This window comes from Thermoflexus sp. (genome assembly GCF_040289485.1).
In the GTDB taxonomy this organism is placed as follows: domain Bacteria; phylum Chloroflexota; class Anaerolineae; order Thermoflexales; family Thermoflexaceae; genus Thermoflexus.
Map to the genome: position 1 here is coordinate 1 of NZ_PSLG01000079.1, position 8,924 is coordinate 8,924.

7 protein-coding genes are annotated in these 8,924 nt (G+C 69.0%); 1 reads left to right on the plus strand and 6 read right to left on the minus strand.

What is annotated here, in order from left to right; all coding sequences use genetic code 11:
• Positions 1-81 precede the first annotated feature (81 nt).
• From fusA to nrdR, 4 genes are all read right to left on the minus strand, one after another.
• Positions 82-2,181 carry an elongation factor G gene (fusA, locus tag C4313_RS10335; RefSeq protein WP_352429782.1) on the minus strand — a complete coding sequence of 700 codons (2,100 nt, stop codon included), beginning with the start codon at positions 2,179-2,181 and terminating at the stop codon, positions 82-84.
• 216 nt (positions 2,182-2,397) lie between these two features.
• Complete coding sequence (gene rpsG / locus C4313_RS10340) at positions 2,398-2,865, minus strand: 30S ribosomal protein S7 (protein ID WP_352429783.1); 468 nt, start codon at positions 2,863-2,865, stop codon at positions 2,398-2,400.
• Between the two features lie 293 nt (positions 2,866-3,158).
• Positions 3,159-5,720: an adenosylcobalamin-dependent ribonucleoside-diphosphate reductase gene (locus C4313_RS10345; protein ID WP_352429784.1), complete on the minus strand. Its 2,562-nt coding sequence runs from the start codon at positions 5,718-5,720 to the stop codon at positions 3,159-3,161.
• Positions 5,721-5,939: 219 nt separating this feature from the next.
• On the minus strand, positions 5,940-6,428 hold the full coding sequence (nrdR, locus tag C4313_RS10350) for a transcriptional regulator NrdR (protein ID WP_352429785.1): 489 nt from the start codon (positions 6,426-6,428) through the stop codon (positions 5,940-5,942).
• Positions 6,429-6,601: 173 nt separating this feature from the next.
• Here nrdR and C4313_RS10355 point away from each other — a divergent pair, with 173 nt between their 5' ends.
• Positions 6,602-7,366, plus strand: coding sequence for an ABC transporter ATP-binding protein (locus C4313_RS10355; RefSeq protein WP_352429786.1), 765 nt, complete (start codon positions 6,602-6,604; stop codon positions 7,364-7,366).
• Between the two features lie 4 nt (positions 7,367-7,370).
• Here the strand turns inward: C4313_RS10355 and C4313_RS10360 are convergent, their stop codons facing one another.
• Positions 7,371-8,024, minus strand: coding sequence for a PHP-associated domain-containing protein (locus tag C4313_RS10360; protein ID WP_352429787.1), 654 nt, complete (start codon positions 8,022-8,024; stop codon positions 7,371-7,373).
• Positions 8,011-8,718, minus strand: a complete 708-nt coding sequence (gene cmk / locus C4313_RS10365) for a (d)CMP kinase (RefSeq protein WP_352429788.1) — start codon at positions 8,716-8,718, stop codon at positions 8,011-8,013. Before cmk ends, C4313_RS10360 begins: the two co-directional genes overlap by 14 nt.
• Positions 8,719-8,924 lie beyond the last annotated feature (206 nt).

Consider the following 8,924-nt stretch of genomic DNA (forward strand, 5'->3'; position numbering starts at 1 on the left):
ATTCACATGCGGCTTCGCCCGCACAAACATCGCCTTCCCCATCGCTCCCCTCCTGAGCAGAGTTTTTTCGACGGGCTTGGGTCAACGCCCCACGGGCTTCTTCGCGCCAGCGCGGACGATGCCTTCCGCCAGATGGGGCGGTACCTCCGCGTAGTGATCGAACTCCATCGAGAAGGTCCCCCGGCCCTGGGTGATGGAGCGCAGGGTGGTGGCGTATCCGAACATCTCCGCGAGGGGCACCAAGGCCCGGATGGCCTGAATTCCCTTCCCCCGGTTCTCAATGCCTTGGATCTGGGCGCGGCGGGAGGAGAGATCCCCCACCACATCCCCGGTGTAGGCCTCGGGCACGATCACCTCCACCCGCATGATGGGCTCCAGCAGCACCGGGGCAGCCCGCTCGGCAGCGTTCCGCAAGGCCAGGGAGGCCGCCACCTTGAAGGCCATCTCCGAGGAGTCCACCTCGTGGTAAGAACCGCCGACCAAGATAGCCCGGATGTCGGTCAGCGGGTAGCCGGCCAACACCCCAGCCTCCATGGCCTCGATGAGGCCCTTCTCGATGGCCGGGATGAACTCCTTCGGGATGACGCCACCCACCGTGGCGTCGATGAACTCAAAGCCCTTGCCCCGCTCCAGGGGCTCGAAGTCGATGATGACGTGTCCATACTGACCCCGGCCCCCCGTCTGGCGCACGAAGCGCCCCTCCGCCCCCTTGACCGGCCGGGTGAAGGTCTCCCGGTAGGCCACCCGGGGGCGCCCGACGTTGGCCTGCACCCGGAACTCCCGCTTCATCCGCTCGATCAGGACCTCCAGGTGCAACTCGCCCATCCCCGAGATGATGGTCTGGCCGGTCTCCGGATCCGTGCGCACCCGGAAGGTGGGATCCTCCTCGGACAGCTTGCGCAGGGCCTCGCTCAGGCGGTCCTGGTCGGCTATGGTCTTGGGCTCGATGGCCACCGAGACCACTGGCTCGGGGAAGGTGATGCTCTCCAAGACGATGGGGGCCTCCGGATCGCAGAGGGTGTCACCGGTGAAGGTGTCCTTCAACCCCAGGGTGGCGGCGATGTCTCCTGCGTAGACCTCTTTGATCTCCTCCCGGCGGTCGGCGTGCATCCGGAGGACACGCCCCACCCGTTCGCGCTTGTTCCCGCGGGTCGAGTTGGTGATCTGCTGACCGGCGGTGATCTTCCCTGAATACACCCGGAAATACACCAGGCGCCCGACGTAAGGATCGCTGACCACCTTGAAGACCAGAGCCGCCAGGGGTGCATCGTCCGAGGCCGGGCGGGTCTCCTCCTGGCCGGTGATCGGGTTCACCCCCTTCACCGGGGGGATATCCACCGGCGAGGGGAGGTAGTCCACGATCGCATCCAGCAACGGCTGGGTCCCCCTGTTGCGCAGGGCCGAGCCGCACAGCACAGGGACCAGCCTCCCCGCGATGGTGGCCCGGCGGAGGGCCGCCCGGAGCTCCTCGACGGCGATCGGCTCCCCCTCCAGATATTTCAGCGTCAACGTGTCGTCGGTCTCGGCGATCCGCTCGACCAGTTCCTCCCGGACCCGCCGGGCCTCCTCCTCCAGGTCCGGAGGGATCGGTTCGAAGGCCATCTGGGTTCCCAGGTCGTCCACCCAGTAGATGGCCCGCATCTCCAGCAGATCCACCACCCCTCGGAAGTCGGCCTCGGACCCGATCGGGATCTGAAGGGGGACGGGGTTCGCCCCCAAGCGCTCGCGGATCATCTGGATGGTGTTCCAGAAGTCCGCCCCCACCCGATCCATCTTGTTCACAAAGCAGATCCGTGGCACCCCGTAGCGATCCGCCTGGCGCCAGACGGTCTCCGATTGGGGTTCCACCCCGTGGACGGCGTCGAAAACGACGACACCCCCGTCCAGCACACGCAGGCTCCGTTGGACCTCAGCAGTGAAGTCGATGTGCCCGGGGGTGTCGATGATGTTGATCTGGTGCTCCCGCCAGTAACAGGCAACGGTCGCAGCGGTGATGGTGATCCCCCGCTCGCGCTCCAGCTCCATGTAATCCGTGACGGTGGTCCCCTCGTCCACGGAGCCCAGCTTGTAGGTCTTGCCGGTGTAGAACAGGACGCGCTCGGTTGTCGTTGTCTTCCCGGCATCGATGTGGGCGATGATCCCAATGTTTCGGATTTTCTCGATCGGAACTTCGCGCGGCATCTCCCTCTCGCTCCCTCCGCAACGATCCGGATAAGATCCCTGGTGCCCCCGTTGCCCCCCAGGGCAGGGGCCTCCGCTTCCCGCGCGCCCCACGCGGGCCCGTCCTGCGCCAGCGGGAGATCCCCCGGTTGTCCAGCGGCAGGGTCACGGCCCTCTGCCGTCGCGCCTGCCGCGCAGGGGTCCGCGCGCCCGGCTGCCGCCCGACGCGCCCCCGGCTCACCACCGATAATGGGCGAAGGCCCGGTTGGCCTCGGCCATGCGATGGGTGTCTTCCCGCTTTTTCACCGCCGCCCCCGTCCCGTTGGCCGCATCGATGAGTTCGGCGGCGAGTTTCTCGATCATGGACTTGCCGGGACGCTCACGGGCCGCGTTGACGATCCAGCGCAAAGCCAGGCTGACCTGGCGATCCGGCGGCACCTCCAGCGGGATCTGATAGGTGGCCCCGCCCACGCGCCGCGGGCGGACCTCCAACAGCGGCTTGGTGTTGGCCAGGGCTTTCTCAAAGATCTCCATGGCCGGCCGCCCGGTGCGGCGCTCAACCAGATCGAAGGCGCCGTAGACGATGCGCATCGCCAGGCTCTTCTTGCCGTTCATCATCACCTTGTTGATGAGCTTGGCGACCAGGACGCTGTTGTAACGGATGTCCGGAGCGATCTCACGTTTCGGCGCACGTGCCCGTCGCATCGGTCTCCTTCCTCAATCGGAGGCTGTTTCGGCCTCAGCCGCCCGCTGGCCTGGGCGGACACGCATCTGCCGTGGGGGAAACCGCCTCGGGACGCATCGACACTGCGACGACCTCGCCCGCGCGGCGCCCCGACGGAACAGGACCCGCCCGGCCCGCGCGGGAAGAGGGCCTGGGAGAAGGTCCCGCTGGGCAGACGCGATGACAGATTATAGCAACAAGCCGAGAGGCTGTCAAACGACGCCGAGGATGTTTGCAAAACCTCCTCCGGCGCCGCGGCATTGCGCCCCTGGGTTCAGCACTCGCTGTAGCCGCAGTTGTAACAGGTGCGGCACCCCTCCTGCTCCAGGAGGGTTGCCTCCCCGCACTGCGGGCAGAGATCGCCCACCGGCCCCAAGCGGTCGGCCTCCCCCTCGGCGGCCTCCGGGAGCGGGAGGGCCGGCTGGACGGCGGCCGCGGGGGGTGCAGGCGCCTCCCAGCCCCGCTCGGCCAGATATTCCGCCAACACCCGGGCGATGCCGTCGGGCAGGCTGCGCACGCGATCCGGCCCGAAGCCCAGGGCGCGCCCCCCGCCGATGCCGTGGAGCTGATCCACCACCTGGCGCAGCCGCTCGGCGGGCGGCACCGGGGAGGGCAGGCGCAACAACAGCGAGATCAGGCGCCCGATGGCCTCCGCCACCGCCGCGATATCCGAGCCCGCCTTCCCCACGTTGAGGAACACCTCGAAGGGCTGGCCCTCCCCGTTCTCGTTCAGGGTGATGAAGGCCGTCCCCACCGGCGTGGCGATCCGATAGGTGACCCCGGCCAGTTTCTGGGGGCGGGGCCGCACCGTGGGCCCGAGGGGCTGGGGCAACGCCGGCTGCGCAGGGACCACAGCGGCCTCCTTCTTTTCTTTCTTCTCTTTGGTCTCCAAGGTCTCCAGCACCTCCTTCTCCCGGGAGCCGGCCACATACACCGTCAACCCCTTGCCCCCCAGCCTCCAGGCCAGCAGGTAGGCGCGCTCGACGTCCTCGACTGTGGCGGTGGCGGGGAAGTTGATGGTCTTGGAGATGCTGTTGTCGATGAAGGCCTGGATGCTCGCCTGCATCCACACGTGCTCCTCGGGGGTGAGGTCCTGGGCGACGACGAAGGTGTGGCGGATCCAGTCCGGCAGTTCCTGGATGTGCTGGCACGTGCCCTTGCGCAGGACCTCCTCCACGATCCGGGCGCGGGCCGCCTCGTCCAGGCCGGCCTCCTTGAGGGCGCGCATGAAAAGCGGGCTGACGTAGCGCAGTTCCAAGCGCCCGTCCGCTTCGTGGACGTAGCGGATGTAAGCGAGGGCGAAGACCGGCTCGCAACCGTATCCCTCGCAGCCGGCCACAGTGGAGAGGGTGCCGGTGGGGGCCACCGTGGTCTGGGCGGCGTTGCGGATGCCATGGCGGCGGATCCCCTCGACGATGGCCCCCCAGTCCAGGGGCGGCCGGCCCCAGTCCCGAGTGTAGGGTTTAAGGGGCCGCGGGGGCTCCCATCGGAGATCCTCCGGATCGTAGATGCTGCCCCGGATGGCCGGGAAGGGGCCGCGAACCTTGGCCAGTTCGATGCTGGTCCGCATGGCGTGATAACGGATGAACTCGGCGATCTGGGCGGCGAACTCCTGGCCCTCCTCGGAGCCGTAGCGGATCCGCAGGTGATACATCAGGTCGGCCAGGCCCATAAAGCCCAGACCGATGCGACGGGTGCGGAAGGCGGACTCCTTCAACTGGGGCACGGCCGGCACATACTGGTTGACCTGGACCACATCGTCCAGGAAGCGGGTGGCCCACTCCACCGTCTCCTGCAATTTCTCCCAATCCACCTCCGCCCGGCCGTTGGTGTATTTCACGTGGCGGGCCAGGTTCACCGAGCCCAGACAGCAGTTCTCATACGGCCCCAGCCACTGCTCGCCGCACGGGTTGGTCGCCTCCAACGCGTAGAGATGGGGCACCGGGTTGGACCGGTTGGCGGTGTCCAGGAAAAGGACGCCGGGCTCGCCGTTGTGGTGGGCCTGGGCCGCGATCTTGCGGAAGAGATCCCGCGCCCGCACCCGCTTGTAGACCTGGATGGGGATGCCGGCGCGCTCGGCGTCCTCCAGGGTGCCGCGGAAGTTCCGGTAGGCCGGGTGCAGCACGTCGGGGAAACGGAGCGCCCATTCCTCATCGTTCTCCACCGCCCGCATGAAGGCGTCGGTGATGCCCACCGAGATGTTGAAGTTGGTGATGGCGTTCTCGTCCGTCTTGCAGGTGATGAACTCCTCGATGTCCGGATGATCCACCCGCAGGACCGCCATGTTGGCGCCCCGCCGCGTCCCCCCCTGGGCGATCTCCCCGAAGGCCCGATCATAGACCCGCAGGAAGCCCACCGGGCCGGTGGCCCGGCCCATCGAGGAGAAGACCACTGCGTTCTTGGGGCGGAGCCGGGAGAAGGAGAAGCCGTTGCCGCCGCCGGTCTGCTGGATCAGGGCGGCGTCCCGCAGGGTCTGGAAGATGCCGCCGGGGATCTTGCCCATGTCATCTTCCAGGGGGAGGACGAAACACGCCGCCAGTTGCCCCAACGGAGTGCCGGCCCCGGTGAAGGTGGGGGAGTTGGGCAGGAAACGCAGGGAGGTGAGCAGGCGGTAAAAGCGCTCCTCCCAGAGCCCCGGGTCCCCGCCGAGTTCCTTCTCCGCCTCGGCGACGGCCCGGGCCACCCGGCGGAACATCTCCGGGATGGTCTCCACCGGCCGGCCGTCCGGCCCCTTGCGCAGATATCGCCGCTCCAGGACGAGGCGGCCGTTCTCCGTCAAGGGGATCTCGTCCTCGGGATGCGCTTCATCCACCCGGATCTCCCACCGCGTCGTCATGGCGCCCTCCTCAGGACAGGTTTCCGAACCCACCCGAAGCGCGCAGAACAGGGACCTCCAGATCTGGCGGTCCAAAGCCCAGAGATCCAAACATATGGCGTCTCCGGTGACGGCATTGGGGCGAGCGGATCGAACCGGATGTGGGACGTTCCCGGGAGTCCTCCGGCCGACATGCGGCGTTGGCCGGAAGCCCGGGGGGATGATGCGCCGGACGCGGGCTCAACCCTCTCCGACGGAGGGGCCTCCCTCCCGGGCACGGGCCTGCAGGAGATTGTCGATCTCCTGTCGGATGCTCTCCAGGTCGCTCAACCCCAGATAGACGATGGCGTAGCGGATGTAGGCGATCTCATCCAGTTCCTTGAGGCCGGCGATGACCAGATCCCCGATCTGGCGGCTCGGGATCTCTGGCTTCCCCAGGGCCTGCAGCCGGGCCTCGATGCGCTCCACCAGGCGCTCCAGGGCCGCAGCCGGGATCGGCCGCTTGGCGCAGGCGATTTGGATCCCCCGCAGCAGCTTCTCCCGATCGAACGGCTCCCGACGCCCATCCCGCTTGATGACCATGGGGGTGAGATGGATCGGCCGCTCGATGGTGGTGAAACGCCGCTGACAATGGGTGCACTCCCGCCGCCGCCGCACCCCCTGCCGGTCCGCTTCCGGGGTGGTGTCGATCACCCGCGTCTCCAACCCCCCACAAAAGGGGCAGCGCACGCCCGGAGACCCCCAGATATAGGGTGTATGATTTTCTCATCCGCCAGATCTTGGGATGACGGGCCCTTATGATAGCATGATCGCCGGGCCCCGTCAAGGTGCTCCAGGAAGCCTTTAACATGGGACGGCCGCCGGTTACAATAGAGGGGAGCGCCCGGCGTGGGAGGTAGGGGATGTTGCGGGTGGAGGGGTTGTGGGTGGCCTACGGCGATCGCATCGCCGTGCAGGGGCTGAGCTTCACGGTCCCCCCGGGGCAGGCCCTGGGCCTGATCGGCCCCAACGGGGCTGGGAAGACGACGGTGCTCCGGGCCCTCAGCGGGGTGGCGCCCGCGCAGGCCGGCGCCATCTTCTGGGAGGAGATCCCCCTGCACCGGCTCCCGCCGGAACGGCGGGCGCGGTGGATCGCGGTAGTCCCCCAGAGCACCGGGATCCCGGAGGCGTTCACCGGCGAGGAGGTGGTAGCCCTCGGCCGCACCCCTTATCTTCCCTGGCTGGGGGGCCTCTCGGCCCGCGATCGGGCGGCCATCGCGGAGGCCATGGCCCACACCGAGACCGGGCCGCTGGCGGGGCGGCGGGTGGGAACCCTCTCCGGGGGAGAGCGCCAGCGCCTGCTCCTCGCCCGCGCCCTGGCCCAGACCCCCCGCATCTTGCTGCTCGACGAGGCCTTCGCCCACCTGGATCTGCACTATCAGGTCCGGCTGCTGCGCCTTCTCCGCTCCCTGATCCACGCCCGGGGCATGGCCGGCGTGCTGGCCGTCCACGATCTTCACCTGGCCGCCCGCTTTTGCGATCAGTTGCTGCTGCTCAAGAACGGGCGGTCCCTGGCCTTCGGCCCGCCGGAGGCGGTGCTGCAGCCGGCCCTCCTCCAGGCCGCCTACGAGATCCCGCTACGGGTGGAGCGCCATCCGGAGGCCGGCTGGCTGATCTGGCCAGCCTGAGCGGTCATCCACGGGGACGGGCCTGGCGTCTCTTCGCCCAGGTGGAGAGCAAGTGCACCCAGAAGGGGCTGTGGCGGGCGGTGGGCTGGGCCTGGGCCAAGGCCTGGAGGAAGCCGGCCGCGTCCTGGAAGGGCGGCATCCGGGTGGGAGCCCGGCCGAGTTCCCAGGGGATGTGGGCGTCGCTCCCGGAGAAGCCCGGCTTGCCGAAACGGGCGGCCAGGGCCGCCGCGCAGGCGTTGTCGCCGGGGAAGAGGCAGCGGGCGTTGAACACCTCCACCGCGTCCACCAGGGGAAGGACCTGCTCGGCTACCGCCCGCCCGACGGCGGACCTCCGGGCCCGATCGCATGGGTGCGGCAGGGCGGCCACCCCGCCCTGGGCGCGGATCCGCTCGATGGTTTCCAGCAGGGAAAGGCCCGGCGGGATCTCCCGTTCGATGAAGAACGCCAGCACCTCCCCCTCCCGGGCCCGGATCTCCTCGCCCACGATGACGAAATCCGGCGCCCGCTCCTTCAGGCGCAGGGCTCCGTCCAGCGTGTTGTGATCGGTCACCGCCACGCGGTCCAGCCCGCGGCGCCGGCAGGCCTCCAGAAACTGCTCCAGGGGGATCAGGGCATCGGGGGAACAAACGGTGTGGGCGTGCAACTCAACCCGCCACATGGGACGTCTCCCGGCAGCGGGCGGCGATGAGGTCCAAGACCTTCTGAAAGACCCCTTCGATGTCGAGAGCGGTGGTGTCCAGCACCACCGCGTCGGGGGCCGGGCGCAGCGGGGCCACCTCCCGCCCCTGATCCAGGGCGTCCCGCTGCCGCATCGTCTCGAGGACGGCCTCGAAGGGCACGTCCGCGCCGCGGGCCTGGAGTTCCTGGTAGCGGCGCCACGCCCGCGTCTCGAGGCGGGCATCCAGGTAGATCTTCAGGTCGGCCTCTGGCAGCACCACTGTCCCGATATCCCGCCCCACCATCACCACCCGCCCCCGCAGGCCGATCTGGCGCTGGCGGCGGGTCAGGGCGCGGCGGACGCCGGGGTAGGCAGAGACCTGAGAGACGGCGGCGTCCACCTCGGGCCGCCGCAGATCCCAGGTCACATCCTCGCCATCCACCCGCACCGTGTAGAGACGGCCGTCCTGAACCGTCGGGGGCGCGATGTCCAGATCTAGGGTCTCCGCCAGACCGGTCAAGGCCGCCTCGTCGGCGATGGGCACCCCCCGGCGCAGCGCGGCCCAGGTCACCGCCCGATACATCACCCCGGTGTCGACATAAAGATAGCCCAGGTGGGCGGCCAGCCGCTGACCCAGCGTGCTCTTCCCCGAGGCGGCCGGCCCGTCGATGGCGATCCGCCACGGCAAGCCCATCGCGCTCCCTCCGCGAGATCCTCCCGAGGGGCCATTTTACCGCAAAGGCCTCCGCAGGCGCGGGGTGGGCCCTCAGCGGGCCCCCGAAGGGGCCTGCAGGCCATCCCTGGCCCAGGCCTCTTCGGGGCGTCCGACCGGCGCGGTTGGGTTTCAGGCCTCGGACCCTGGGCCGGCGGCCGCGCTCCCCTCGGCCGCGGCCCCCCGCC